Source organism: Granulicella aggregans (assembly GCF_014203275.1).
In the GTDB taxonomy this organism is placed as follows: Bacteria; Acidobacteriota; Terriglobia; order Terriglobales; family Acidobacteriaceae; genus Edaphobacter.
In genome coordinates this window covers 679,998-702,554 of sequence record NZ_JACHIP010000001.1, presented here as the reverse complement: position 1 = coordinate 702,554, position 22,557 = coordinate 679,998, and the positions used below count along the sequence as shown (strand labels likewise).

Genomic DNA, 22,557 nt, shown 5'->3' with positions numbered 1-22,557 from the left:
CGTATTCTTGACCTCATGATGCGTATGACAGTGCTGGCCTCGGGGTCGAAGGGCAATAGCACCCTCGTCGCGTCTTCTCGCACCCGCGTTCTCGTCGATGCGGGGCTCTCCTGCCGCGAGTTAATGCGCCGGATGGCCATCGCCGGGGAAGACCCCTCCGCGCTCGACGCCATTCTGATCACCCATGAGCATCTGGACCACGTAGCCGGACTAGCCGTGCTCGCCCGCAAGCTCCGCATCCCCGTCTTCTTCACCGAGCAGACCCACCGCGCCTGGGTGCGCATGCTCACCCCCAAGACGACGATGACCTACGCCAAATGGCTCGACCATCTCCAGCAGGAGAAAGAGGCCAAGGCGGCCCAGGCGACGGTGCAGGAGAGCGGTCGCTCCGCTGAAGATCTCTGCGAGATTCCCGCTGTTTCGTTGGAAGACGTTCAGGCCGAAGAAGACGCTCCGCCTGCCGTGAAAGCCGATCCCTCCGCGCTTCCGGCGGTCGAGTACTTCCTCGCCGGTACGAACTTCTGCATCGGCGACATCGACATCACGCCCTTCACCATCCCGCACGATGCCGCCGACCCTTGCGGCTTCGTCTTCGCGGCCGAAGGCATCCGCATGGCTATCGCCACCGACCTTGGTTACATGCCGCCCAACGTGAAGCAGGCGATCGCGGGCTCCGATGTCCTTCTGCTCGAATCAAATCACGACCTCGAAATGCTGCGTGACGGGCCTTATCCCTGGTCGGTGAAGCAGCGCGTCCTCTCCCGCGTCGGTCACCTATCGAACCATGCGACGGCGGAGTTCCTCTCGCGAGACTATGATGGCGGTGCCGCGTACATTGTCCTGGGCCATCTTTCGGAGTCGAACAACGCTCCCGAGCTGGCGCGCATCTCTGCCGAACAGGCGGTCGGTGACCGGATGAGACTACTGGGAAACCGCATACTTCTGGCCGAGCAGGCCCAGCCGCTGGAGTCCATCCAGCTCTAACTGCCAGCGGTCGCCGATGTGCATGATTTTGAACACAGTGTGAATCTTTGCTCTCGGGCCGCGATCAAACAGGATAGACTGGAGATACGCTATGCAAAGATCCTCGAGACAGAATCCGATCCAAATCTCTGAGCACAACTCCAGGGGATTTGATCGCCGTGGAAGTCGGGCTGTTTGCAGCGACCCCATCGTTGGCGCGATCCTCTCGGGCTGGCGCTACGATCTCTCGGCACTCTCGCCGGCCATGCGCAAAGACTACGACCAGCATATGGCCGAGTGCGCTCACTGCCGCTCCAAGCAGCGCATGCATCGTACTGTCGACGTTCTGCTCATCTCGGTCAGCACGTTGTCGATTGTGGCTTTTTTTCTCGCCGCGGTTGTCATGCACCACGTTGAGGCGATCACCCACATCCCGCAAGTGCATGTTCATCTGCTCCACGCTGCGGTGTACATCTCGCTTGAGGCAGTCGCTATCGCCGGTCTATTCTTTTCGACGCTGCTTTGGATTCTGGTGGCGATTGCCACCCCACTCCCAGGTTTCCTGGGCGCAGTTTTGCAGCAGCGCATTCCGGAAGACCTGCGGCAGCGGTTCTCAAAGGACGCAGCCTAGCAGGATCCATGGCCGTTCCATCTCCGAGTCCCGTGCATTTCTCTTCGCAAGGTGAAGTTCTTCCGCCGCTTGGGGAGACATCGCCCTCGCGCGACCTTCAAGAAGTTGAGCCCGCAGCCTCAAAACGCAGAGGCTTTGTTTTTTCGGACGCACCTGCCACCTATCTCCTGGTCGCAATAAACTGTGCGGTCTTCGTGTGGATGGTTTGGCGCGGTGTCTCGTTTCAGTCCCCCTCACCCGAAGATCTTCTACGCTTCGGAGCGAACAGCACAGGCCACGTCCTGAACGGTGAGTGGTATCGCCTGCTGACTGCGACCTTCGTCCACGTCGGCTGGATTCATCTTGCCACCAACATGTGGTGCCTCTGGAACCTCGGACTGCTGGGCGAGCCTCTGGTCGGCCCCTTCGGCCTGGCCGCCATCTACATGCTCACCGGGATCGCGGGAAACCTGCTCTCCATGGCGGTTAATGTTGTGACTCGCACTGACTCGATTGGCGCGGGCGCGTCCGGGGCCGTCTTCGGGATCGCCGGAATCCTGATTGTGCTGCTATCGAACCGCCGGCTCCCCATCCCGTGGGACGAACTGCGCCGGCTCCGGCGGTCCGTTATACAGTTCGCTATCCTGAACCTGCTGATTGGTGGGGCCTCCAACTTGTTCGATGTTATCCGGATCGACAACAGCGCCCATGTTGGCGGCTTTCTCTCAGGCCTCGCGCTCGGATTTCCTCTGATCCCGCGCATGACCGCCGGACGCGAGCGCTACTTCGCCCGGCAGAAGCTTACCTTTGCCGTGACCGCGCTGGTGTTATCGCTTTTTGGCTATTGGATCGCAAAACTCAGCCAGAGCTAGTTGCCTAGCTCGTCGCGGTCGAAGCGAACTTCTTCACCATGGCCAGCAGCAACCTGCGATCACTATCGCCAAGCTGCGAGGAGTAACGCTGGATCTGTGTAAGGAAGCGGATCTCCTCCTCGTTCAGGTTCAGTCCGGACATCTCCTTGGCCACGCCCTCCTCCGCGAAGAACTGCGAAAGCTGCATGTCCAGCGAGTGAGCGATCTTCTGCAGTGTGTCCAGTGAAGGAACGGTGTGCCCATTCTCCACCCGCGACAGATAGCAGCGCAGCAGCCCGGTACGCTTCTCGATGTCACCCTGCGACATGCCCTTCTGCAGCCGGTATTCGCGGATCGTCGTGCCGATATTCATCGACAGAGAGAGGGACTTCGGGTGCTCACCGGGGCTCGTGGAGAAGATTGACTGAACGTTTGCCATTGACCATAAAGTAACTAGCCACGAGACACCGGTCAATGGGCAACCTTTGGCGGTGACGCGAATTCGGTACCATTCCGGGTTCCCGTGCCCTCGGGAGCGCCGAAAACCAGCTCCTAACCCATGTACATGCCGCCATTTACGTCGAGAGTATGCCCGGTGATGTATCCAGCCTCCTCGGACGCGAGAAAGGCAACAGCTGCGGCGACATCCTGATCGGTTCCCGCCCTCTGCAGTGGAATGTGCTGCGTCATCGCAGTCCGTTGTTCGTCCGTCAGGACGGCTGTCATGGCAGTCTCAATGTAGCCCGGAGCGACCGCATTCACCGTGATCGTCCGGCTCGCAAGCTCTCGCGCCAACGACTTCGTGACTCCGATCAAACCGGCCTTCGAGGCGGCATAGTTCGCCTGTCCTGCCTGGCCCATTTCCCCAACCACGGAGGTGATATTCACGATCCGGCCCCAACGCGTCTTCAGCATCGAGCTCATCACCGCCTGCGACATCAGAAACGAACCCGTGAGGTTGGTGGAGAGCACATCATCCCAGTCCTTCTTCTTCATGCGCAGGGTCAGGATGTCGCGGGTAATGCCGCCATTGTTTACAAGGATGTCGACCTTGCCGAAGTGCGCGATGACCGCCTTGGCGCAGCCCTTGATGGAGTCCTCGCTCGCCAGGTCAAGCTCAAAGGCATGAGCAACTCCACCCGCTGCTGCAATCTCCGCGGCCACTTCGGCCAGCTTCTCCTGATTGCGAGCTGCCAGAGCGACCGATGCTCCCGCCTCCGCCAGCTTTAAAGCACAAGCCCTGCCGATTCCCTGCGATGCCCCGGTCACGAGCGCGATACGACCTGCCAAAGTTCCCATAGTCCCCGTTCTACAGCAGTGCCTTGTTCTGGCTGAAGCCGACCTAAGAATTATACGGAGCCATCCGCCTCAAGCGGCCAGATGTACACCTGCAGCCGTCGGGAGAAGTGGAGGACAGGTGGCCGACTTGGCAACACCAACCCATGCGCCGGCGCGATGCGGTTGGTGCGAATCTCGGCCTCCGCAGCCTCCAGCGGCCACGGCTTGTGGTGGATGTTGCCCACCAATATCCGGCCGCGAAAGCTGGTGAAGAGGCAGTACCTCTCGGTAAGGAAGTGCTCGAGCGTGCCCGGCTGGCTGGGGATCGCGTCGGCCGGTCTACCCAGCCCGCGGTAAGTCGCCTGGAAGCTGACATCGCCGGAGGTCAGCAGACGGCGGCTCTTGTAGCGCACGGTGCCGTCAGCGGCCGTCTCCCGGACCATGTTTGCGAAGTAATAGGGAAGGTGGAAGATCGTCCTGGCTCCAATCACCGCAAGCAGGCTGGCGGCGTCGAGCGAGAAGAAGAAGACGCCCGCGCGGCCGGTCAGCCGTGAGCGGACGTAAGTGCGAAGGTTCAACTCGGGGAATGTCTCGACCATCGGGATGGCCAGGTCGCGTCCGGCGCGTCCCGGAATGCGATGCCGGATGCCATCCATCCAGAAAGGCACCACGCCGACCCAGGCAAAGTCGTCGAAGGTATCAAGATCGAGGCCGGGTGGAATCAGCGCTGCGATGGTCGCCGGCGCAATCGGCCAGTGCGCGAAGAGCAGGTCATTCCAGTTCTGCGTCATGGTCCAGGCGCGATCGGGCAGCGGAAATGGCCGGTGGGCCGTCTCGTCGAGCGTGCCGGTAGGTCTCTGTTCCGCGTCCATCTCTTGATCCATGGCCACATCTCTTGTGATGCGACCGATCATCCACCGCTGCGAATAACGTATCCTGTCCTTCGACCATGTCACAAGAACAGATCCAATCCGTAGCGCCGCACACGGGCGGACCAGCAACAAGCGAACTAAAACAGAACGTCACCGACGTATACGCGATCCACGGAGCCGACCCCGAGGTGCTCGCATATGCCATGGCGAAGTACTCCCGATCTTCGCTCTCGATGCGTGAGTCACTCGCGGAGATCGACTCGCAGCGTGCCGAGCAGTTCCTCAACACTTTTTACTTTCAGTACGGCCACCGCTCCATCGCCGACCTCGCCCACATCCCCTTCGCCATCGAACGGCTGAGCCTTCTGGCCGCGATCGCGCTGGTCGACGAGCAGCGATGGGACGGCCAGGAGCGCTCGACGCGCTATCAGGACTTTCGCAAGTCAGGCTGGTATACGCCTCCGTTTGGCGAGGCGACCCCAGTATTCACTGCCGCGATCGAAGCGTCGTTCGCCGCATACGACGGGATCTCGCGCGGCATGCTGGAGGCCTTGAAGTCTGCCATCACCCGGCCGGACGCGATGAAGCCCGATGCCTACGAACGCACCCTGAAGGCCCGGGCATTCGATGTCGCGCGCTACCTTCTCCCCCTTGCCACCAACACTTCGCTAGGACAGATCGTGAACGCGCGCACGCTGGAGACCCAGGTCTCGCGCCTCCTCACAAGTGAGTTTGCAGAGATCCGCGAGATTGCCGAGAAGCTTCGAATCGCCGCCTCTGAACCAGCCTGGAACGTGCAGCACAGCGAGCTTCAGCCGTTGATCGACGATCTTCGTGAGACCGATGCCGCCGCCGCTCAGCTTCTTGGCAATCGCGTTCTCCGCCCGGTAAAGACAGCGCCGACGCTGGTGAAGTACGCCAACCCATCCGACTACATTTCGAACTCGCGTGCAGAGTTGAGAGTTGCCGCCAGCGAACTGTTGGCCGGCAAGGCGATTGCCGCTGCTCCAGTGGTGGACCTGATCGAAGACGGCGAGTCGCTCGAAGTCGAGATTGCCACGTCGCTGCTCTATCCGCACTGCCACTATCCGTACCGCCAGCTTCGCGCCGAGGTCGAAGGCCTGAGCGTCGCGCGACGGGACGAACTCGTGGCTTTGGGCGCGGCGCATCGCGGTCGCCACGATGAACTCTCCCGGTCATTCCACTCTGGCCACGGGCTGCGCTTCGACATTTTGATGGATATTGGCGGATTCCGCGACATGCACCGCCATCGCCGCTGTGTGCAGCTGCTACAGGAGTACACCGACCTGCACGGATACGAGACGCCGGAGTGTCCCGGGCAGCCTACGCTGGCCCAGGCCGGCCTGGAAACGGCGTACGTGGAAGCCATGGACGCGGCGTTGCGTTGCTACAGGCGCTTAAAGAAGAGCAGCGAGCCGGAGGGCGCCCAGTCCGCGCAGTATGCGCTCCCACTGGGTGTCCGCTGTCGCTCGCTCTTCAAGATGGACTTTGCCGAAGCGCTCTACATCGCAGAGCTTCGTTCCGGCGTCGCCGGTCATTTTAGCTATCGCCGCGTGGCCTGGGAGATGTATCTTGCGGTGGCCAGACGTCACCCGTCGCTGGCCGGATACTTCCGCATCGAAGACGTGAATCAGCCCGTCGACCTGCTCCGGCGCTGACGGCAGCGCCTCGGTGTGATCTAGACTCCCGAGACAGACGCCGGAATCGTCGGTGCCGAGGCGACGCTTGCTTCGAGCAGCGCCGTACCAAGGTCGACCGATACCGTCTGCAACGGAACGCCGAGCGTGTAGGCGATCTCGGTGATGCTGTCACCCTGACCCTGCAGCACTTTGATATTGGCGGAGAGTGAGAGTTCCACCGTGTCGGTTGGCGGTGGGGGTGGCGGAGGTGGGGGCGGCGGTGGCGGGGTCTTCGCCGCTGCGGTTGTCGACGAAGAATCGCTGTCCGACGGGAAGACTGGAGTGACGACGGCGACTGGAGAGATGCTGATGCTCATGGGAGGACCTGCCTTAGGTGGTTCTTACTTCCTCTTCGAGCTATATATCGGTCGGAGTTAGAAAAACTTCATCTTCTGTAGCCCAACACCGTCAAGAATGAGTGCGCTCGAATTCGCCTTTTCTTTGCCTTTTCCCGTTTCGGTGCTAGAATCCGATGACGTCAGAAAACGACGTTCAAAATTGGAGTGTTCACGTGGCAGACGACCGCAGCAAAGCTATAGAGACCGCGCTTTCACAGCTCGAAAAACAGTTTGGCAAGGGCTCGGTGATGCGCCTGGGATCGAAGGAGGCGATCGTCCCGATCTCCGTCATCTCGACAGGGGCGATCTCATTCGACGCCGCACTCGGCGTGGGCGGAGTTCCGCGCGGACGCGTCATTGAGATCTTTGGCCCTGAATCCTCGGGTAAGACGACGATTACGTTGCAGATCATCGCCGAGGCGCAGAAGGCCGGCGGCCTTGCTGCGTTTGTAGACGCAGAGCACGCGCTTGACCCGGCCTACGCCCGCAAACTTGGTGTCGACATCGACAACCTGCTGATCTCGCAGCCAGACTACGGCGAACAGGCGCTCGAGATCGTCGAGGCTCTGGTCCGCTCGAACGCCATCGACGTGCTGGTGGTCGACTCGGTCGCGGCGCTCGTGCCTAAGGCAGAACTCGACGGCGAGATGGGCGACTCCCACATGGGCCTACAAGCCCGTTTGATGAGCCAGGCGCTCCGCAAACTGACCGGAACTGTCTCGAAGTCGCGCACCTGCCTGATCTTCATCAACCAGATCCGCGACAAGATCGGCGTCATGTTTGGCAATCCGGAGACTACGACCGGCGGTCGCGCACTTAAGTTTTATTCCTCCATGCGTATCGACATCCGCCGAATTGGCGCTGTCAAAGAAGGCGATGTAGTCGTCGGCTCCCGCACCAAAATCAAGGTGGTGAAGAACAAGGTGGCTGCTCCGTTCCGCGACGCCGAGTTCGACATCCTCTACGGTGAAGGCATCTCACGCGAAGGCGATGGGCTCGATCTCGCCGTGCTGCACAACATCGTGGACAAGAGCGGAGCCTGGTACAGTTACCAGGGCGAGCGCATCGGTCAGGGCCGCGAGAACGTCCGCAACTTCCTCAAGGAGAACAAAGACGTCTTCGGGCGCATCGACGCCGAGGTCCGCAAGAAGTTGAACATTGGCGCGGCTGTCCCTGCCGATGTTCCTGCAGCCCCGGCTAATGGAGCGGCGGTTGCGGCGGAAGTGATCAAGAGCAAGAAATAGCCGTCGGAATGTAGGAAAAGGGGCGACTGTGCGAGCGGTCGCCCCTTCTTGCTGTCCGAAATTACGCGCCGATGAAGGGCCTACCCAACCCGATCACCGTTCGTCCAGCCGTGATGTTCAGCACCTCGATGAACGCAACCACCAACGCGTCAATGCCGGTCACCAGCCCGAAGTACCCGCCAACCTGCGAGAAGCTGAAGCTGGCAGTATTCCAGCCTGCATCACCCGCAGCCAACAGGAAGAAAGTGATCCAAAGCAGAAGGAAGATGCTCCAGACCGCTTTGTTCGAGCGGAAGGTCACGATCCACATCAGGAAGGTGAAGACTCCCCACATCAGCAGCACGCACGCGATGCCGACGGGCGCTGGCGGCTTGATCCATCCCGCGCCGACTGTCCACTGCAACAGCGCAAACCACCACCAGAAGAGTCCATACGAAGTGAAGGCGACCATGCCGAAGGTGTTGCCGACGCGGAACTCCAGCACCCCGGCAATCAGTTGAGCGACGCCTCCATAGGCGAAGGCCAGCGGCACGACCACCGGCACTGCTTCTTTCGGGAGAATGCCTGCATTAATGCAACTGAGAACGACGGTGGTCAGTCCGAAGCCGGCGAGTCCCAGAGGGCCGGGATTGGCGATCTTCGGAGCCAACACCAGTTGAGAAGAGGGAGACCCCGCCGGGTACTCCGAGAGACTTGCCATGAATTTTAATTCCTTTAGTCGCGGAAGTTAGATTTCGCGCCATGGTACTCACTTCGCAGGGAGCTTGTCCCGTGAATTTTCACCAGGTTCCCCGCTTGCACGTCCGTTCATCAAACCACGATATGCTTCAACTGACATGCATACCGTCAAGGCGATCTATCCGGGCACCTTCGATCCACTTACCAATGGGCATCTTGACCTGATCGCGCGGGGCTCGAAGATCGTTGACGAGCTTGTCGTCGCGATCCTTCGCAACAGCGAGAAGGGAACGCCGCTGTTTACCGTCCCCGAGCGCGAAGAGATGATCCGCGAGGCGGTCAGTGGCTTCGGCAACGTCTCCGTGACCACCTTCAACGGCCTCTTGGTGGACTTCGCCCGGCAGCAGGGAGCGAAGGCCGTCCTGCGCGGCATCCGTGCCATCAGCGACTACGAGTACGAGTTCCAGATGGCCATGATGAACCGCAAGCTCGACCCCGAGCTCGAAACGCTCTTCATGATGCCGGCGGAAAAGTACACCTACGTAAGTTCGCGGCTCATCAAGGGAGTCTTCCAACTCGGCGGCGATGTCACCGCGCTCGTCCCGCCGCTGGTTGTCGAACGTCTCAAAGCCAAGACAGTGACTCCGCGTGAAGATTGAGCCCTCCGCTTCGCCTGCCAGGATGACTCTTCAGGAGCAGTTCGGCCAGATCGACATCTACGTCTTCGATCAGATTCTGCGCGGCAACATCGCTCCCGGCATGCGGATCGTCGATGCCGGCTGCGGCTATGGCCGTAATCTCGTCCACCTGCTGCGAGAAGGCTGTGACGTCTTCGCCGTCGATGCCAGCCCCGAAGGCGTTGATCACGTCCGCCAGCTTGCCGCGATCCTTGCCCCGCAGCTTCCAGCGCAGAACTTCCAGGTCTCCGCGATTGAGCAAATGCCCTTCCCGGACGACTTTGCCGAGGTCGTAATCTGCAACTCCGTCCTGCACTTCGCCCGCGACGAGCGCCACTTCCACGACATGCTGTCCGAGCTCTGGCGCGTTCTCCGACCGGGAGGAATGCTCTTCACCCGAATCGGTTCCCGTATCGGCATGAGCTTTCCGCAGGTCCGCAAAGATATCTACCGGATCGGCGACGGTTCCGAGTGGTTCCTGGTGGACGAACAGATGCTGCTCGATCTGACTGCGGAGCTCGACGCCGTCCTGGTCGACCCGCTCAAGACGACCATCGTGCAGGACCACCGCTGCATGACCACCTGGGTGCTGCGCAAACGCCGCGTTTCACGCCAGGTCTGACGCTTCCGTTGTATCCACAATCGTTGGGATGGCTGTCAATCTGGATCGAACGATTCGATCCCTGGCCGGAGTCCCCATGCAATCCACTCGAAGTGTCTCTCACCTTGCAGTTGCCACGCACATTCTGCTTCTCCTGGCATTCTTCCTGGTGGGATGTTCGAGCTCGCTCGCTCCGCTCTCCGGTACTTCAGCCAACGCGCTGACGGGTAACTGGCAGGTCTCGTCCATGTCCACGACGGCGATGAAACTGCCCATGCTTTCGGGCGAACTAACGGGTTCTGCGGTCTCGGTCACCGGCATCTTCCACGCGGCTTCGGCAGGCGCATGCGTCAACCAGGCTACTGCTATCTCGCTCACCGGCCACGCTGACACCAAGAATGTACTCACGCTCACCGGCTCACTGGCTGGCGGCACACTCACCATCTCGGGCAACGTTGCCGAGGATAACAAATCCCTCACCGGCACCACCTACAACGTCACCGGCGGCACCTGCGCCCTCTCCGCGCCAGTCACGGCATCGGCTCAGGCCTTCAGTTCAGTAACCGGAACCTACGCGGGCAGCTTCTCTGACGCCGGCGGCCACGTCATCGACATCACCGCCAACCTGACTCAGACCCCGGAGTCCGATACGACCGGAAACTTTCAGTTGAGCGGTTCGGGAACCTTCCCCAACAATCCCTGCTTCTCCAGCCCCGTCACCGTCTCGAACGCCCAGGTAACCGGTGGCAGCTTTACCCAGACCTACGCCGATCCGTCGACCCAGAACTCGGTCACAGCCACCGGGACATTCTCCAGCGACGCCAACACCCTGACCGTGACGAACTGGACTCTGACCGGTTCCTGCGGCCCCGACTCCGGCACCGGCCTGCTGACCCGCCATCCCTAGTCTTCAGCATGTTGGCACCTGGGTCCGGCAAATCATCCGGAAGGCTTTATCTTGCCGTCCAAATCTGAAAGACTAGAAGCTATGAGCACAGCGACGGCAGTAAAGGTGTTGACGGACCGGATCAACCGGATTGAAGTCTCGGCCACCATGGCCATTACCGCGGCAGCGTTGAAGCTGAAGTCCGAAGGTGTCAATCTTTCCGACTTCGGCGCAGGCGAGCCGCACTTTGCCACGCCCCGTCACATCAAGGACGCGGCCATCGACGCCATCGAGAAGAACTTCACGCGCTACACCGCCGTCGCCGGCATCCCCGAAGTACGCAAGGCCATCGTCGATCGCCACGCCTGCGACTTCGGCTCGAACTACACGCCGGAAGAGTGCGTCTTCACCACCGGTGGCAAACTTGCTCTCTTCAACGCCATCCAGGTGCTGGTTGATCACGGTGACGAGGTCATTCTCCCTGTCCCCTACTGGGTCTCGTTCAAGGACATCATCCAGTACGCTGGCGGCGTCGTCGTCCCCGTCGAGAGCCGCGAAGACGAGAACTTCCGCATCACCGCCAAGATGATCGAAGCGGCCATCACACCGCGCACCAAGGCCATCATCCTGAACACGCCTTCGAATCCTTCGGGCGCGGTTGTATCGCCTGCCGATCTGGAGGCCATCGTTCGCCTCGCGCACAAGAACGAGATCTACGTCCTGCTCGACGAGTGCTACGTCTACCTGAACTTCACCGGCGAGATCGTCAGCGGCGGATCGTTCACCGATTGCAAAGACCATGTAGTCATTCTGGGATCGCTGTCGAAGACCTACGCGATGACCGGCTGGCGCGCGGGCTTCGCGCTCGGTCCGAAGCAGATCATCGGAGCGATGAGCAAGCTGCAGTCGCAGAGCACCTCAAACGCCGCCAGCATGGTGCAGCGCGCTTCGATTGCTGCCGTTCATGGATCGCAGGAGTGCGTCGGCGAGATGCGCGCGGATTACATCAAGCTGCGCGACCGCGTGCTCGAAGGCTTCAAGACCATCCCTGGTCTTACCTGCACGGTTCCTGAAGGCGCGTTCTATGTGTACCCGAACATCAGCAAGTTCATCGGCAAGGGCGGCGTCACGTCCGCGACCGACCTCGCGGCAAAGCTGCTGAGCGAGGCGCACGTCGTCGTCGTCCCGGGCGAGGCCTTCGGAACCAGCGAGCACATTCGTCTCTCCTACGCCGTCTCCGGCGATGTCATCGACGAAGGCGTGAAGCGTATGCGCGAGTACTTCGCCAAGCTTGCGTAGGCTCTGGCAGGCGCGTTTCTGATTTCTTTAGATAGAGGGTTATGCCGAGTCGAACGAAAGCAGAAACACCGCGATTCGCGCCCGTGATTCTTGCGGGTGGCAGCGGGACACGATTCTGGCCGCGCAGTCGCCGTGCCCGCGCCAAGCAGGTGCTGGCGCTCGATGGTGAGCAGACGATGATTCAGCAGACGCTGACTCGCCTCCTTCCACTAGCCAATCCTGCAGATGTCTGGGTTGTCACCAATAGCCTGCTCGACAAGACCATCGCCGAGCAACTGCCCAACGTCCTCTCCGAACACATCCTGAGCGAACCTGCGGCACGCAACACCGCTCCGGCCTGCGCTTTGACTGCGTTTCTGCTCTTCAACTCCGCTCCTGATACCGTGTTGGGTGTCTTCCCCTCGGACCATGTCGTGGAGAACGGCAAGCGCTTTGCCCAGGTTCTTCAGGCAGGTATTGAGATCGCGGCAGACGGCGAGAACATCGTCGTTCTTGGCGTTCCTCCTACGCGTCCGGAGACCGGCTACGGATACATCGAGCAAGGGGACGTTGTGGCCGAGGCTGACTCCGCCTCCGGTGGTGTTCCCATCAAAATCGCCCGCGTAAAGCGCTTCCGCGAGAAACCTGACCGCCACACTGCGGAGCGTTTTCTTGCGGCGGGGAACTTCGCCTGGAATGGCGGAATCTTTCTCTGGAGCGCGCGCACGCTGGTCTACGCCATCCGCGAACACTCGCCCGAGATGGCTCCGATCCTTCAAGAGATCGCAGCGGCTTACGGCACGCCCAACTTCGCGCGTGTCTTTGCCGAGCAGTATCCGAAGTGCGAGAACATCTCCATCGATTACGCCGTGCTCGAACGCCGCTCCGCCAAAGGCGAACACAAGTCCGGCATCTACTGCCTGCCCGCGGACTTCGGCTGGAACGATCTCGGATCCTGGGCATCGCTGCATGAACATCTCGGCGAAGCCGAGGCTGACAATGTGCTCGACGGCGCAACCACCGGCATCGTCGCCATCGAGTCCTCCGGTAACTACGTCTACGCTCCGGGCAAGATGGTCGCGCTTCTGGGCGTCGACGACCTGGTCGTCGTGGAGACTCCCGATGCTTTGCTCATCACGACCCGCGATCGCTCGCAGGATGTGAGCAAGGTGGTTCGCGCGCTTCACGACAGCGACCGACACGAGTTGATCTGAACACGCTGCAAAGAACTTAGGAGAAGCTGACGGATGGGTGTGGTCAAGTTTGGGACCGACGGCTGGCGCGGCATCATCGCCGATGACTTTACCTACGCCAATGTGCGCGTGGCGGCCTCTGCCATTGCGCACTACGTGATCAAACAGGAGGACGCCTCGCACGGCGTCTGCATCGGCTACGACACGCGCTTCGGCTCGAAGTCATTCGCCAAGGTTGTCGCTGAAGTGCTTTCAAACGCGGGCATTCCTGTCCAGCTTGCGAACGGCATCACGCCGACTCCCGCTCTCTCGTACGCAGTGCGCGAGCGCGGCGCGGCAGGCGGCGTGATGATTACCTCAAGCCACAATCCGGCGGAGTGGAATGGCGTGAAGTACAAGGCCAGTTATGGTGGATCGGGCAAACCCTCGATCATCTCCGCGATTGAAGGCTATCTCGATGAACCGCTCGACCTCGCGCCCATCGCGGGCAAGATCGAAGAGGTCGACTTCAACGAGGTCTACATCGCGGCGATCACGAAGTTCGTCGACCTCGATGCGATCAAGGCGTCCGGCTACAAGTTCCTTATCGACACCATGTACGGCGCCGGCCGCGGCGTGATCGCGGGCATCTTCACCAAGGCGGGCATCCCGTTCGTCGAGATGCGCAATGAGATCAATCCTGCGTTTCCGGGCATCAACCCCGAGCCGATCCTTCCGCACATTAAGGCCACGCAGGTGAAGGTGGTTGAAGAGAAGTGCGACGCGGGCTTCATCACCGATGGCGATGCCGACCGCATCGGTGCGGTCGATGAGAACGGCAACGTCGTCGACGCGCACAAGATCTTCTCCATCCTGCTGAAGTGGCTGCTCGATCGCAAGGGTTGGCCCGGCGACGTGACCCGCGCGTTCAATACGACAAAGATGCTCGACCGCATCGCTGCGAAGTACGGCCGCACGCTGCATGAGCACGGCATCGGCTTCAAGTACGTCTGCGACCTGATGCTCGAGAAAGAGATTCTTATCGGTGGCGAAGAGTCGGGCGGCGTAGGCATCAGCAAACACCTGCCGGAGCGCGATGGGCTGCTGAACTCGCTGCTGCTGGCGAACGTGATGGCCGAAGAGAAAAAGACCCTCGGCCAACTTGTCGCCGCCTTGCAGGAGGAGTTCGGTGAGCATCAGTACGATCGCATCGATATGCACATCACCGAGGAACTGAAGCAGTCGGCGATTGCGCGTGCGAAGGCAGGAGTTACCGAGATCGCAGGCCTGAAGGTGCTGAAGACGGAGGCGCTCGACGGCATCAAGTTTTTCCTCGAAAACCCCGCCTGCTCCGGGAAGCCGAACGCGGCAGAGACATGGTTGTTACTTCGCGCCTCGGGGACCGAGCCGCTGCTTCGGGTCTATTGCGAGAGCTGCTCGGTAGAGTCGGTCGCGCAGGTCCTGGCCGCCGCCAAAGCCTTCGTTTTAAGCGGAGCGTAGACATGAGCTATGAGTTAAACGAATTGCCGGGCATGACCGTGATGGGCATCCATACACGTCTCTCGAATGCCGAGCTGAATAAGCTTGGCGATCTATGGCGCAGGTTTCACGCCATGGGCGACCACAAGATCGTTGAAGCGCGGCTGAACGACATGCACTGCTGCGTCTATTGTGAGTACGAGGGCGACCACACGCAACCGTATACGGTGGTGATCGGATGCGAGGTTGCCGAGGGGACGCCTGCGGTTGAAGGCATGAAGGCCGTACGCATCGAGGCAGGGAAGTTCGCCGTCTACAAGCGGCCTTACGAGCGACCGAACCCGGTCTTCGCGACCTGGGAAGAGATCTGGGCAACGCCCTCAGAGGATTTGGACCGCAGCTATCAAGCCGACTTCGATCGTTACGGCGCTGCGGAGGGCATTACGGTGAATGTGGGGGTTCGGTGAAGATTGCAACGCAGGGGCTGCTGTTCGATATGGACGGCGTGCTCATCAGCTCGATCGGTTCGGTGGTTCGCAGTTGGCGCATCTGGACGAAAGAGTACGGCATCCCAGGATGGGAGACGTATGAGGTTCCGCACGGCAAGCGCGCAATCGACATCATCCGCGAGCTTCGGCCCGACCTTGACGAAGCGGGCGTGCTCGCTGGCTTGCGCGAGATTGAAGAGATCGAGATCGTCGATACCGCCGACCTGAAAGTCCTCCCCGGTGCGCGGGAGTTGTTGGAGTCGCTGCCACCGGAGCGCTGGTCGATCGTGACCTCTGCGACGCGTCGATTGCTCCTCGGAAGGCTGGAGGCGGCGGGGCTTCCGATCCCAGCGCACATTATCGCCGCCGATGACGTCGTCAACGGCAAGCCGCATCCCGAGCCTTACATGACCGGCGCGAAGCTGCTGGGATTTGATCCCGCTGATTGCATCGTCTTCGAAGATGCTCCGGCAGGCGTTGGCGCGGGCGTGGCTGCGGGTAGCCGCGTGATTGGGGTGTTGGGGACGCATACCGCTGATGAACTCGAAGCCGCGACGTGGATCGTGCCTTCGCTAGCGGGAGTTGTAGCGCGAAGCACAGCGGATGGGTTGGAAGTGGAGTTCGATGCGGTTTAGGTAACGGACAGTGGCGGCCCCAGAAGCTCCATTCCATAAGCTCTCATCTTCGCCGCGTCGTTGACGTAGGTCGTGCGTCCTCCCGCCGATCTATCCCGCGTGTCGAAGAACTCTTCCATCTTTCCCGCCGGAGCATAGGTGATGAGGAAGCGGCCAGTCGTTTCGCCGACGAAAGCGAATGCGTGGGAGACTTCGCGCGGGCCAAGGATCGAGTCGCCTGCCTTTAAATGATGAAGCTGGGTCCCGACCTCGACGATGTATTCCCCTTCAAGAACGTAGAACCACTCGTCCTGATCGTGGTGCAGATGGCGCGGCGGCCCGCCCTTCTTGGTGTGATGATGCTCCATGGCGAAGAAGTCTCCGCCGCAATCTTTGGAGGAGACCTTGAAGGTGGTCGTGCCGTTGGGAAGGACGCGCTTGAAGTCGTAGCGATCACCACCTGAGAGTACTGGAGCGCTTGCGCCCACGGCCGGGGATGGAACCGCTGTCGAAGCCTGCGCTAAAGCTTCGCGGGAAAGAAGCCCGGAAGGAACTGCCGCGGCGAGGAAGCGAAGAAATGAGCGGCGCTTAAACGTAGTCATCTGTCACCTCGGGAACGTTAGGTTAAGAAGTAGTGGCCCTCAGTCTGAAATGTTGACGATATTTGCTGGCCATTTGGATTGGATACTACTCCACCTAACAGAAGAGGAGAGCCATTGGCTCTCCTCTTCTGCTAGGACAATGATTTGCGAATCATGCAGCCCAGTCGTAGCCCTCTTCTCCATGCTGCGAGAGATCAAGCCCGGTACGCTCGTCCTCTTCGCTCACGCGCAGGCCGATGAGCTTGTCGACGATGAAGAGAATGATCAGCGTGCCGACGATCGAGATCGTCCACGCGATAGCCACGCCGATGAACTGGTTCAGCAATTGACCCTTGTTGCCTTCGAGGAACCCGGTAGCCTTGCCCGCACCGAAGATGGGGTTGATGGCGCTGTTGGCGAAGACGCCGGTAAGGATGGCTCCGAGAGTGCCGCCCGCGCCGTGAACGCCGAAGGCGTCGAGCGAGTCGTCATACCCGAAGATGTTCTTCACCTTCACCACCATCAGGTAGCAGAAGATGCCGGCGATCAGGCCGATCCAGAGAGCGGACATCGGCGTTACGAAGCCAGAGGCCGGGGTGATGGCGACGAGTCCTGCGACCGCGCCGGAGATCGCTCCAAGAGCCGAGCAGCGACCGTTGCGGAGCCACTCTGCCGCGCTCCAGCCGATGGCCGCAGCAGCCGCGCCGAAGTGCGTGGCAACGAAGGCAGACGTAGCAAGCGTCCCCGCACCCAGTGCTGAACCCGCGTTGAATCCGAACCAGCCCACCCACAGCAGGCAGGCGCCGATGAAGCTGAGCACGACCGAGTGCGGCGGCATCGCCGTCTTCGGGTAGCCGAGCCGCTTGCCGAGATAGAGCGCAGTCACCAGCGCCGAAACGCCCGAGGTGACGTGAACCACCGTGCCGCCCGCGAAGTCGAGGCAGGGGAAACGTCCGCCGAGGCTTGCGTTCAACAGGCCACCCTTGCCCCAGACCATGTGCGCCATCGGGCTGTAGATGAAGATCGCCCACAGCACCATGAAGACCAGCATGGCGGAGAACTTCATGCGCTCGGCGAAGGCACCCGTGATCAGCGCAGGCGTAATAATCGCGAACATCAACTGGTAGACCATGAAAGTCTGCAGCGGGATCGTCGCCGCGTATTTGAGATCAGGTGCGAGGCCGACTCCCCGGAGGAAGACGTTATGCAGGCCGCCGATGAAGGCGTTGCCCTCGCCGAAGGCCAGCGAGTAGGTCACCAGAGCCCACAGCACGGTGATGACGCCCATCATCGCGAAGGTCTGCATCATGGTGCCGAGGATGTTCTTCTTGCGCACCAGGCCGCCGTAGAAGAGCGCGAGGCCGGGGCCGCTCATCATCAGCACCAGAGCGGCGCTGACCAGCATCCAGGCGTTGTCGCCAGCAGTCTGCGCGGCGGCGATTGCAGCGGTCTGGTCGGCGGAGGCCTTTTCGAGCGCGGCAAGGCGGTCGGGCTGAGAGGCCGCAGTGCTGGATACCTGCGCCAGCAAAGAACTTCCTGAGAGCATAATTCCCATCACCAAAAGGACAGCGAAACTGCGAAGACCCACACGATACAACTGCCTCATCTTTGAACCCCCATCTTTACAGTCTGGATGAACCACTAAGATACATCTCCACTGCAACTAGCTTGCCTCGAACGGGGAGGCGGGTGCAGACAGTGCAAAAGAAGCAGGGATGTATCTAACTCTACGCGATGGACGCGGTTTGACAAACGTCGGACGCTGTTTTCTAGTCGAGGCATGAGATTCGGCTTGGTGATACTCATCGCGGCGCAGTTCCTGGCGGCCGGCCTCTTTGCGGCTCAGACTACATCCCATGCCCAGCCAGCCGGATCGCATGGTCTCCGCAACGATCAGTACGGTCTCTTCCTGCGTCCGCGCGATGCGAGCAACAGAACCGGCGAACCCATCGTCCTGTATCCGTATCAGCCCTGGAAGTGCATGGCATGGCGGTTTGAAAGCTCGCAGGACGGCGTCCGGCTGATCAATTACTTCACGAGCAAGTCGTTTGAGGTCGACCGAACCTCCGGCAGTAAAGCGCTGGTTCAGGAGCCTGCCTCCGCCGAACAGCGTCAGAATGAGACACTGCACTTCATTCCATTGGGAGGCGATCTTTACGAGATCGAAGTTCAGGGGAACGCGGGCGTCCTTACAGCTGTGGACAGCGACGGTCACGGCGATCTCCGTGTCACGGTCGCGCCCTGGAAGCAGATGCCCTCGCAGAAGTGGCACCTGGTCGATCTGCCTGACCACTTTACGGGGTGATCTAAGTCCGACGTACCGGTGACTACTTGAGGAGAAGAGCTTCGACCCGCTGAAGATCGTCTTCGGTATCGACGCCGACAGTGTCCTGTTCAACCGGGGAGATATAGAGGTTGAAGCCGTTCTCAAGAAGGCGGAGTTGTTCGAGGCGTTCAGTCTGCTCAAGCTGCGACGGAGCCAGAGCCGCGAAATGGTTCAAAGCTGCTTTGCGATAGGCATAGAGGCCGATATGCTTCCAATACGTGGCCGACCCGCTGCCATCCCGGTCATAAGGAATGGTTGCGCGGGAAAAATAGAGAGCTCTGCCATCTAGCGCCGTGACCACCTTCACGGCATTTGGGTTGGCGATGTTCTCCGTCGCACAGACGACCTTCAGCGTCGTGACGTCCACATGCGCCTGGGAGAAAGGTGCGAGCAGCGCGGAGATGTGGCCGGGGGTAAGCATCGGCTCATCGGCCTGGATGTTGACGTAGATTGCCGCGTCGTGGAGCTGGGCGACGGCATGAACCCGGTCCGTTCCGCTGGGAAGGTCGGGCGATGTTCGCTCGAACGGCCAGCCGTTCCTCTCGCACAGGGCGGAGACCTCATCCGAGTCGGTCGCAATCACGATCTCGTCGAGCTGCGGGCAGGCGCGCGCGGCATCGTAGACCCACGCCAGCATGGGCCGGCCGGCAATCTCGCGCAGCACCTTGCGCGGCAGCCGCGTGGAAGCAAGGCGAGCGGGGATGACGGCGAGAGTGCGGGTGGTTGCGCGCATGTGCTTACAGAATATTGACGGCGCGCGCGGCAAGCAGGACGACCGTCGCAAAGGAGATGATCGCCTGGATCATCATCAGGACCTTGGCCCAGCGCGAGAGCACAGGGCAGTCGGTGGGAGAGAAGGCGGTGCTGGTGTTGAAGGCGATGAAGAGGTAGTCGACGAACCCCGGGCTCCAGGAATCTTCGCCCATATCGCGCCGGGCGTCTGGAGCGAGCGTCATCTGCGGAAAGAGAAAGGCCCCGTCGGTGTGTGCTCCGCGCAGGTCGCGCGCATTAGGGCCGCCGCCATCCAGTCGCCAGTACCACGACGCGAAGACGAGGATGTTGGTCAGCCAAAGCGCCGCGGCGGAGCGGAGGAGTTCTCCGGGACTCTCCTTGTGCGCGGGGAGCGCGGCCACAAGCAGCCACAGCGACCAGGCCATATCGAGCGTGATCACGGCGTTGGTGATGTACCCGAGCACCTGGTTCATGGTGTGGTTGCTCATGCGGCGGGCGATGACCGTTGGCACAATCAGCACGACGATGACAACCAGCACCAGCCAGTTTGGGCCGACCGCGAGCGAGTCCGGCAGAGCGAGGCGAAGGCCGCCAATGGCGAAGAGAGCGAGCAGTGCGGGCCATCGCGGCTCGGGGTCGCGCTCCGGGGCGGAATGCATGGCGTGATTTACGGTGTCGCTGACGGAGTGAGCGACCGCCCTGGCGGCGTCGCCGGCGGAGTGTTGCGGCGAACCGGCTTTAGCGGGAGCGTCAGGCATGTCCTCCCATGATGCCCTTGCGGGAGCGGCGCGGCAAGTGGCTGGTTTGAGGCGAGTACCCAGCGGCGAGGGTACAGGTGCCCGCAGCCATTTACCGGGCGCGGTGAATCAAGTATCATCGGAGATGGCCGCAGGGTTATTCCATCCCCCGCGATTGTCGAGGTTCCCGACTTTCACTGCGTCGGGCCGCCTGGCGATCAAGCCCTTTATCCCAACACACCGTGGCGGTGTAGCTCAGATGGTTAGAGCGACGGACTCATAACCCGTAGGTCGGCAGTTCGATTCTGCCCACCGCCACCAAGACTTGAAGAGCCCAAGTGTTCTTGCTCAGGGCTCGCTCATGACAAAAAAAGCACCGGCAGCCCGAAGGCATCACCGGTGCGCTTGATCTTCTGCGGCTGTTGAACTTAGAAGGGCGGCTGCGTATAATCCATTCCATCCAGGTCGGTGATCAGGCCAGGCCCGGTCGGCGTCCAGTTCAGGTTCTGTTGCGTCAGCACGCTCGAAGAGGGCATATCGTGCACGGCGAAGCGCCCAAGCCATCCGAAGTGCGCGTCGGCCTCCTCAGGCTTGATGCTGATTACCGGCACCTTCAGCCCTCGGCCAAGCGCCTCCGCGATTGCCTTCATCGACACGCCCTCTTCGTCTACCGCGTGGAAGATCGCGCCCGGCTCCGCCTTTTCGAACGCCAGGTGGTAGAGACGTGCCACGTCGGAGATGTGCGCCGCAGGCCAGCGATTGCTGCCATCGCCGATGTAGGCAGACACACCTTTCTCGCGAGCGACGGCGGTCACATAGGGGACTAGACCCTGCTTGCGAGTGTCATGCACCTGCGGCAGCCGGACCACCGTGGCGTTCAATCCACGAGCGGTCAGTTCCTTTACCGCTGCCTCCGAGGCCGCGCGCGGATTCCAGGATAAGGTGGGACCGTCCTCCGTCGACGGCTTTCCATCGATGTTGGCTGCGATTGCGGTACCTGAGGTCATGACGAACGGCCGGCTGGAGCCGAGCAATACCTCACCCATCGCCAGAATGGCCTTGTGGTCGTCCTCGCAGTTCTTCTGGAACTGCGAAAAGTCGTGGTTGAAGGCAAGGTGGATGGTGCCGTCCGCCTTGGACGCTCCTTCGCGAAGACTGTCTAGGTCTTCGATATTGCCGTGAAGCACGTCGACTCCCGCTGCTCGCAGGGCCTCGGCACCCGGCTCCGACCGGGTCAAACCCAGCACACTGTGCCCCGCCTCTATCAACTTCGGAATAAGAGCCGAACCGATGAACCCTGTCGCTCCGGTCACAAAAATACGCATGATGATCTCTCCCTTTGCCTTCTCGAATGAGTGGCGGACCTGATCCGGCACTCATAGCTCAATAGATGGGTCGCGAATCGCGGACGATCTATACTGAAAGTCCGTATGATCAGTCCAATCGTCCCAGATTCGCCAGTCTCGCAGTTCGTTCGGAACCCTGATCAGAGGCCCGATCAAAAGATGGACCCGCTCTCTGAAGTGATCTCCCTGCTGAAGCCGCAAAGTTACTCTTCTGGTGGCTTCGCGGTGAGCGGCGACATGGCCATCCAGTTCCCGAAGCACCAGGGAATCAAGTGCTATGCCGTGCTCGCTGGCCAATGCTGGCTGGTATTCGACGATATACCTGGGCCTATCCTGCTGAACGAAGGCGATTGCTTTCTGCTGCCGCGCGGGATGCCGTTCCGGCTTGCGACCGATCTTGCGCTGGAGCCCGTCCACTACACCGTCGCGATCGCCCAGTTCGGCATGCGCAATGAGGCGCCAGGTGTCACCGTCGGAGCGCGGTACATCGCTGGTGGCCACTTCGCGCTGACCGGCAGCCATGCCGAGATGCTGCTTCAGTCGCTTCCGCCCATCGTCCATATTCGCAGCGAATCGGACAAGGCGACGATGCGCTGGTCGATGGAGCGGATGCGCGAGGAGCTCCGCAATCCTCAACCCGGCGGCTCGCTGATCACGCAGCAACTTGCCTGCATGATGCTGGTGCAGGCTCTGCGTCTTCATCTGACGGATACGGCCAGTGCAGGCCAGGGCTGGCTCTCCGCGCTCTCGGACAAGCACATGAGCGTTGCCATCACGAGCATGCACCACGATCCCGGCTATGGCTGGACGCTGCAGTCGCTGGCCGAACGCGTCGGCCTGTCGAGATCGGTCTTCGCTCTGCGCTTCCGCGAAACCGTTGGCAGTACGCCGATGGAGTACCTCACGCGATGGCGGATGGTGCTGGCGACCGACCGCCTGAAGAACTCCTCAGATGGCCTCTCTGCCATCGCGCAGTCGCTTGGCTACGAATCGGAGAGCGCCTTCGGCAAGGCTTTTCGCCGGGTCATGGGATGTTCTTCAAGGCAATATGCGCGGATCACGCCGAACTCCCTTCCAGCGAAGTAGATCCCCCGCTCCGAACTCTG

25 protein-coding genes and 1 tRNA gene are annotated in these 22,557 nt (G+C 60.9%); 16 read left to right on the top strand and 10 right to left on the bottom strand.

The window, feature by feature from the left end; all coding sequences use genetic code 11:
- Positions 1 to 15 precede the first annotated feature (15 nt).
- The 3 genes from HDF16_RS02980 to HDF16_RS02970 all read left to right on the top strand — a co-directional run bounded on the left by HDF16_RS02980 (position 16) and on the right by HDF16_RS02970 (position 2,445).
- Positions 16 to 984 (top strand): MBL fold metallo-hydrolase, encoded by a 969-nt coding sequence (locus tag HDF16_RS02980; protein WP_184213656.1) that lies wholly within the window; start codon positions 16 to 18, stop codon positions 982 to 984.
- Between the two features lie 91 nt (positions 985 to 1,075).
- A complete protein-coding gene (locus HDF16_RS02975; protein ID WP_221312445.1) occupies positions 1,076 to 1,594 on the top strand; it encodes a hypothetical protein in 519 nt (172 codons plus the stop codon).
- Positions 1,595 to 1,602: 8 nt separating this feature from the next.
- Positions 1,603 to 2,445 carry a rhomboid family intramembrane serine protease gene (locus HDF16_RS02970; RefSeq protein WP_184213655.1) on the top strand — a complete coding sequence of 281 codons (843 nt, stop codon included), beginning with the start codon at positions 1,603 to 1,605 and terminating at the stop codon, positions 2,443 to 2,445.
- A 4-nt stretch (positions 2,446 to 2,449) separates the two neighbouring features.
- Here HDF16_RS02970 and HDF16_RS02965 read toward each other — a convergent pair whose 3' ends face one another.
- The 3 genes from HDF16_RS02965 to HDF16_RS02955 form a co-directional block, all read right to left on the bottom strand.
- The gene (locus HDF16_RS02965; protein ID WP_184214214.1) at positions 2,450 to 2,797 is read right to left on the bottom strand and encodes a helix-turn-helix domain-containing protein; all 348 of its coding nucleotides are present in this window, start codon (positions 2,795 to 2,797) and stop codon (positions 2,450 to 2,452) included.
- Positions 2,798 to 2,976: 179 nt separating this feature from the next.
- Entirely contained in the window at positions 2,977 to 3,723 is a 747-nt protein-coding gene (fabG, locus tag HDF16_RS02960) for a 3-oxoacyl-[acyl-carrier-protein] reductase (protein ID WP_184213654.1), read from the bottom strand.
- 50 nt (positions 3,724 to 3,773) lie between these two features.
- Positions 3,774 to 4,586: a YqjF family protein gene (locus tag HDF16_RS02955; protein ID WP_246408606.1), complete on the bottom strand. Its 813-nt coding sequence runs from the start codon at positions 4,584 to 4,586 to the stop codon at positions 3,774 to 3,776.
- 65 nt (positions 4,587 to 4,651) lie between these two features.
- On the opposite strand from HDF16_RS02955, the gene HDF16_RS02950 reads away from it, so the two are divergent.
- Entirely contained in the window at positions 4,652 to 6,253 is a 1,602-nt protein-coding gene (locus HDF16_RS02950) for an FAD-dependent thymidylate synthase (protein ID WP_184213653.1), read from the top strand.
- Between the two features lie 20 nt (positions 6,254 to 6,273).
- On the opposite strand, the gene HDF16_RS02945 is transcribed toward HDF16_RS02950, so the two are convergent.
- The gene (locus HDF16_RS02945; protein WP_184213652.1) at positions 6,274 to 6,591 is read right to left on the bottom strand and encodes a hypothetical protein; all 318 of its coding nucleotides are present in this window, start codon (positions 6,589 to 6,591) and stop codon (positions 6,274 to 6,276) included.
- 194 nt (positions 6,592 to 6,785) lie between these two features.
- Between HDF16_RS02945 and recA the strand changes: the two genes are divergently transcribed.
- Positions 6,786 to 7,856, top strand: a complete 1,071-nt coding sequence (gene recA, locus HDF16_RS02940) for a recombinase RecA (RefSeq protein ID WP_184213651.1) — start codon at positions 6,786 to 6,788, stop codon at positions 7,854 to 7,856.
- A 61-nt stretch (positions 7,857 to 7,917) separates the two neighbouring features.
- On the opposite strand, the gene HDF16_RS02935 is transcribed toward recA, so the two are convergent.
- On the bottom strand, positions 7,918 to 8,556 hold the full coding sequence (locus HDF16_RS02935) for an acetate uptake transporter (protein WP_184213650.1): 639 nt from the start codon (positions 8,554 to 8,556) through the stop codon (positions 7,918 to 7,920).
- A 136-nt stretch (positions 8,557 to 8,692) separates the two neighbouring features.
- On the opposite strand from HDF16_RS02935, the gene coaD reads away from it, so the two are divergent.
- The 8 genes from coaD (at position 8,693) to HDF16_RS02895 (ending at position 15,750) form a co-directional block, all read left to right on the top strand.
- Positions 8,693 to 9,193: a pantetheine-phosphate adenylyltransferase gene (gene coaD, locus HDF16_RS02930; RefSeq protein ID WP_184213649.1), complete on the top strand. Its 501-nt coding sequence runs from the start codon at positions 8,693 to 8,695 to the stop codon at positions 9,191 to 9,193.
- Complete coding sequence (locus HDF16_RS02925) at positions 9,183 to 9,833, top strand: class I SAM-dependent methyltransferase (RefSeq protein WP_348641224.1); 651 nt, start codon at positions 9,183 to 9,185, stop codon at positions 9,831 to 9,833. The genes coaD and HDF16_RS02925 overlap by 11 nt, the downstream gene beginning before the upstream one ends.
- 76 nt (positions 9,834 to 9,909) lie before the next feature.
- A complete protein-coding gene (locus tag HDF16_RS02920) occupies positions 9,910 to 10,719 on the top strand; it encodes a hypothetical protein (RefSeq protein ID WP_184213647.1) in 810 nt (269 codons plus the stop codon).
- Positions 10,720 to 10,800: 81 nt separating this feature from the next.
- Entirely contained in the window at positions 10,801 to 11,997 is a 1,197-nt protein-coding gene (locus HDF16_RS02915; RefSeq protein ID WP_184213646.1) for a pyridoxal phosphate-dependent aminotransferase, read from the top strand.
- A 41-nt stretch (positions 11,998 to 12,038) separates the two neighbouring features.
- Positions 12,039 to 13,190: a mannose-1-phosphate guanylyltransferase gene (locus tag HDF16_RS02910; RefSeq protein ID WP_184213645.1), complete on the top strand. Its 1,152-nt coding sequence runs from the start codon at positions 12,039 to 12,041 to the stop codon at positions 13,188 to 13,190.
- 33 nt (positions 13,191 to 13,223) lie between these two features.
- Entirely contained in the window at positions 13,224 to 14,648 is a 1,425-nt protein-coding gene (locus HDF16_RS02905) for a phosphoglucomutase/phosphomannomutase family protein (RefSeq protein WP_184213644.1), read from the top strand.
- Positions 14,649 to 14,650: 2 nt separating this feature from the next.
- Complete coding sequence (locus HDF16_RS02900; RefSeq protein WP_184213643.1) at positions 14,651 to 15,094, top strand: GyrI-like domain-containing protein; 444 nt, start codon at positions 14,651 to 14,653, stop codon at positions 15,092 to 15,094.
- Positions 15,091 to 15,750, top strand: coding sequence for an HAD-IA family hydrolase (locus HDF16_RS02895; protein ID WP_348641223.1), 660 nt, complete (start codon positions 15,091 to 15,093; stop codon positions 15,748 to 15,750). Before HDF16_RS02900 ends, HDF16_RS02895 begins: the two co-directional genes overlap by 4 nt.
- Here the strand turns inward: HDF16_RS02895 and HDF16_RS02890 are convergent.
- Together HDF16_RS02890 and HDF16_RS02885 are read right to left on the bottom strand one after the other, a co-directional pair.
- The gene (locus HDF16_RS02890) at positions 15,747 to 16,331 is read right to left on the bottom strand and encodes a cupin domain-containing protein (protein ID WP_184213642.1); all 585 of its coding nucleotides are present in this window, start codon (positions 16,329 to 16,331) and stop codon (positions 15,747 to 15,749) included. The two genes, HDF16_RS02895 and HDF16_RS02890, sit on opposite strands and share 4 nt — an antisense overlap.
- 151 nt (positions 16,332 to 16,482) lie before the next feature.
- The gene (locus HDF16_RS02885) at positions 16,483 to 17,856 is read right to left on the bottom strand and encodes an ammonium transporter (RefSeq protein ID WP_221312442.1); all 1,374 of its coding nucleotides are present in this window, start codon (positions 17,854 to 17,856) and stop codon (positions 16,483 to 16,485) included.
- Between the two features lie 246 nt (positions 17,857 to 18,102).
- On the opposite strand from HDF16_RS02885, the gene HDF16_RS02880 reads away from it, so the two are divergent.
- Entirely contained in the window at positions 18,103 to 18,615 is a 513-nt protein-coding gene (locus HDF16_RS02880) for an RICIN domain-containing protein (protein ID WP_221312441.1), read from the top strand.
- Positions 18,616 to 18,637: 22 nt separating this feature from the next.
- On the opposite strand, the gene kdsB is transcribed toward HDF16_RS02880, so the two are convergent.
- Both kdsB and HDF16_RS02870 read right to left on the bottom strand, forming a co-directional pair.
- On the bottom strand, positions 18,638 to 19,369 hold the full coding sequence (gene kdsB, locus HDF16_RS02875) for a 3-deoxy-manno-octulosonate cytidylyltransferase (protein ID WP_184213639.1): 732 nt from the start codon (positions 19,367 to 19,369) through the stop codon (positions 18,638 to 18,640).
- Positions 19,370 to 19,373: 4 nt separating this feature from the next.
- Positions 19,374 to 20,126, bottom strand: coding sequence for a hypothetical protein (locus tag HDF16_RS02870; RefSeq protein ID WP_246408605.1), 753 nt, complete (start codon positions 20,124 to 20,126; stop codon positions 19,374 to 19,376).
- A gap of 223 nt (positions 20,127 to 20,349) precedes the next feature.
- Between HDF16_RS02870 and HDF16_RS02865 the strand changes: the two genes are divergently transcribed.
- Positions 20,350 to 20,426, top strand: a tRNA-Met gene (locus tag HDF16_RS02865).
- A 107-nt stretch (positions 20,427 to 20,533) separates the two neighbouring features.
- Here HDF16_RS02865 and HDF16_RS02860 read toward each other — a convergent pair.
- Positions 20,534 to 21,430 carry an SDR family oxidoreductase gene (locus HDF16_RS02860; RefSeq protein WP_184213638.1) on the bottom strand — a complete coding sequence of 299 codons (897 nt, stop codon included), beginning with the start codon at positions 21,428 to 21,430 and terminating at the stop codon, positions 20,534 to 20,536.
- Between the two features lie 105 nt (positions 21,431 to 21,535).
- Between HDF16_RS02860 and HDF16_RS02855 the strand changes: the two genes are divergently transcribed.
- Positions 21,536 to 22,537: an AraC family transcriptional regulator gene (locus HDF16_RS02855; protein WP_246408604.1), complete on the top strand. Its 1,002-nt coding sequence runs from the start codon at positions 21,536 to 21,538 to the stop codon at positions 22,535 to 22,537.
- The last annotated feature ends 20 nt before the right edge of the window (positions 22,538 to 22,557 follow it).

Excerpts from the sequence above, each read along its gene's own strand:
- HDF16_RS02980 (WP_184213656.1), top strand. The coding sequence starts at position 16 with ATGATGCGTATGACAGTGCTGGCCTCGGGGTCGAAGGGCAATAGCACC.
- HDF16_RS02975 (WP_221312445.1), top strand. The coding sequence starts at position 1,076 with ATGCAAAGATCCTCGAGACAGAATCCGATCCAAATCTCTGAGCACAAC.
- HDF16_RS02970 (WP_184213655.1), top strand. The coding sequence starts at position 1,603 with ATGGCCGTTCCATCTCCGAGTCCCGTGCATTTCTCTTCGCAAGGTGAA.
- HDF16_RS02965 (WP_184214214.1), bottom strand. The coding sequence starts at position 2,797 with ATGAATATCGGCACGACGATCCGCGAATACCGGCTGCAGAAGGGCATG.
- fabG (WP_184213654.1), bottom strand. The coding sequence starts at position 3,723 with ATGGGAACTTTGGCAGGTCGTATCGCGCTCGTGACCGGGGCATCGCAG.
- HDF16_RS02955 (WP_246408606.1), bottom strand. The coding sequence starts at position 4,586 with ATGGATCAAGAGATGGACGCGGAACAGAGACCTACCGGCACGCTCGAC.
- HDF16_RS02950 (WP_184213653.1), top strand. The coding sequence starts at position 4,652 with ATGTCACAAGAACAGATCCAATCCGTAGCGCCGCACACGGGCGGACCA.
- HDF16_RS02945 (WP_184213652.1), bottom strand. The coding sequence starts at position 6,591 with ATGAGCATCAGCATCTCTCCAGTCGCCGTCGTCACTCCAGTCTTCCCG.
- HDF16_RS02935 (WP_184213650.1), bottom strand. The coding sequence starts at position 8,556 with ATGGCAAGTCTCTCGGAGTACCCGGCGGGGTCTCCCTCTTCTCAACTG.
- coaD (WP_184213649.1), top strand. The coding sequence starts at position 8,693 with ATGCATACCGTCAAGGCGATCTATCCGGGCACCTTCGATCCACTTACC.
- HDF16_RS02920 (WP_184213647.1), top strand. The coding sequence starts at position 9,910 with ATGCAATCCACTCGAAGTGTCTCTCACCTTGCAGTTGCCACGCACATT.
- HDF16_RS02915 (WP_184213646.1), top strand. The coding sequence starts at position 10,801 with ATGAGCACAGCGACGGCAGTAAAGGTGTTGACGGACCGGATCAACCGG.
- HDF16_RS02910 (WP_184213645.1), top strand. The coding sequence starts at position 12,039 with ATGCCGAGTCGAACGAAAGCAGAAACACCGCGATTCGCGCCCGTGATT.
- HDF16_RS02905 (WP_184213644.1), top strand. The coding sequence starts at position 13,224 with ATGGGTGTGGTCAAGTTTGGGACCGACGGCTGGCGCGGCATCATCGCC.
- HDF16_RS02900 (WP_184213643.1), top strand. The coding sequence starts at position 14,651 with ATGAGCTATGAGTTAAACGAATTGCCGGGCATGACCGTGATGGGCATC.
- HDF16_RS02890 (WP_184213642.1), bottom strand. The coding sequence starts at position 16,331 with ATGACTACGTTTAAGCGCCGCTCATTTCTTCGCTTCCTCGCCGCGGCA.
- HDF16_RS02885 (WP_221312442.1), bottom strand. The coding sequence starts at position 17,856 with ATGCTCTCAGGAAGTTCTTTGCTGGCGCAGGTATCCAGCACTGCGGCC.
- kdsB (WP_184213639.1), bottom strand. The coding sequence starts at position 19,369 with ATGCGCGCAACCACCCGCACTCTCGCCGTCATCCCCGCTCGCCTTGCT.
- HDF16_RS02870 (WP_246408605.1), bottom strand. The coding sequence starts at position 20,126 with ATGCCTGACGCTCCCGCTAAAGCCGGTTCGCCGCAACACTCCGCCGGC.
- HDF16_RS02860 (WP_184213638.1), bottom strand. The coding sequence starts at position 21,430 with ATGCGTATTTTTGTGACCGGAGCGACAGGGTTCATCGGTTCGGCTCTT.
- HDF16_RS02855 (WP_246408604.1), top strand. The coding sequence starts at position 21,536 with ATGATCAGTCCAATCGTCCCAGATTCGCCAGTCTCGCAGTTCGTTCGG.